General features: G+C 36.7%; 4 protein-coding genes. All 4 read left to right on the top strand.

Going from position 1 to position 1,319, the window contains the following annotated elements; all coding sequences use genetic code 11:
• A partial coding sequence (locus A10D4_RS14225; RefSeq protein WP_008490154.1) for an RHS repeat-associated core domain-containing protein occupies window positions 1-435 on the top strand: 435 nt, incomplete at its 5' end.
• 13 nt (window positions 436-448) lie between these two features.
• Entirely contained in the window at window positions 449-955 is a 507-nt protein-coding gene (locus tag A10D4_RS13335; RefSeq protein WP_008490153.1) for a hypothetical protein, read from the top strand.
• A gap of 3 nt (window positions 956-958) precedes the next feature.
• Complete coding sequence (locus A10D4_RS14500) at window positions 959-1,111, top strand: RHS repeat-associated core domain-containing protein (RefSeq protein ID WP_083849671.1); 153 nt, start codon at window positions 959-961, stop codon at window positions 1,109-1,111.
• A 12-nt stretch (window positions 1,112-1,123) separates the two neighbouring features.
• Window positions 1,124-1,319, top strand: a 196-nt coding sequence (locus A10D4_RS13330) for a hypothetical protein (protein ID WP_008490152.1), incomplete at its 3' end; no start/stop codon positions are given.

The following is a 1,319-nucleotide window of genomic DNA, read 5'->3' as shown; positions in this document are numbered from 1 at the left end:
CTCGACGGTGGCATTAATACTTATGGGTATGCGTTAGCAAATCCTGTGGGCATCATAGATCCGACAGGCGAAGGGCCTATAGCAGGAGCTATCTGTGGCGTTGCCGGATTCGGCGCTGGAGCAATCTCGTATGGTTTAGATTGGTTTAGTGTCGCATCAACCAGTCACAGCGCATTGAATAATGAATTACTCACAGAAGTGAACTATATCGAAGAAAGTATCTTAGATTTAGAAAATGAAATTAAAAACTGTAGAGATACTAAAAAGAAGTTCGATTTATTGAGGAAGCAACTTAAACTTCATAACGAAGCATTGAAAATTCGACAGGAAATAGCAAAAATAGAAACTCAAAAAAGCTTTAGTGGCTACATGGCTCATGCCGCGTTAGGAGCCGTTGTTTTCGGGGCTGCGTGCGGCTCTGTTCCTTCACCTTAATGTGCCTGAAATCATGAAAAAAATATTCTTTATTATAACTATAGCGGTAACAACACTTTTTTTGATTTTTTTTATAGAAAGTGAAAAACTCAAATTTAATGTCCAGTCTCTATTGTGGAGGCCTTCTCAAGAAATAAGATTATTTCTTAGTGAGATTTATAACGATGAAATTTATATTATAGCTGACCAAAGATATTTTTATCGGGAATCAAACACTGGAGATTTAAAGTTAATTTGGTTCTGGTTGAACTTTGATTCTCATAGCGACTTTATTGTTATTTCAAAATCGGATCTAATTTCTTTTATTAAAGTTGAAAACTATCTAAATGGATTTTATCTTTCAGAAAAAAACAAATTAAATCTTACTGCCTCTATGTACTGCTATTCTAGCTACACGGTGAAGTCATTCAAAACTGATGAAAATGCAATTGCATTTTGGAGTGTATTAGATAACGAATATATAATTCCAGAGTTACCCAAGGAGATAAAAGATAAGTTAAAGCCTGGATCCTGTGAATAGCCAATATTAACTTTTATCTTTTTTTACATAAGCTTCGTAGCTAAGTCCTGCCTGTGGTACAACATCCATCGGTATTACGATCCCAATACTGGACGCTATATGCAGTCTGACCCTATCGGTTTGGCGGGTGGAATTAATACTTATGCTTATGTATAAGGGAACCCAAATATGTTTGCAGATCCATTGGGGTTAGACGCTACCATTTGTTTATATAGTGGTGCTGGAGGTTTTGGTCACGTTGGAATAGGCATTAATAGTTCATCAGCTACGGTGGGGTATTATCCCAACTCAAATGCTGATGGGAATCCCATAACCGGACAAGAAGGTATTGTACAATTTGATTCTGGCGAACAACAATCTTGTA

The organism is Idiomarina xiamenensis 10-D-4 (genome assembly GCF_000299895.1).
GTDB lineage: Bacteria > Pseudomonadota > Gammaproteobacteria > Enterobacterales > Alteromonadaceae > Idiomarina > Idiomarina xiamenensis.
This window is presented reverse-complemented; position numbering and strand designations above follow the sequence as displayed.

Coding starts and splice junctions, on each gene's coding strand:
- A10D4_RS13335 (WP_008490153.1), top strand. CDS start 449: ATGAAAAAAATATTCTTTATTATAACTATAGCGGTAACAACACTTTTT.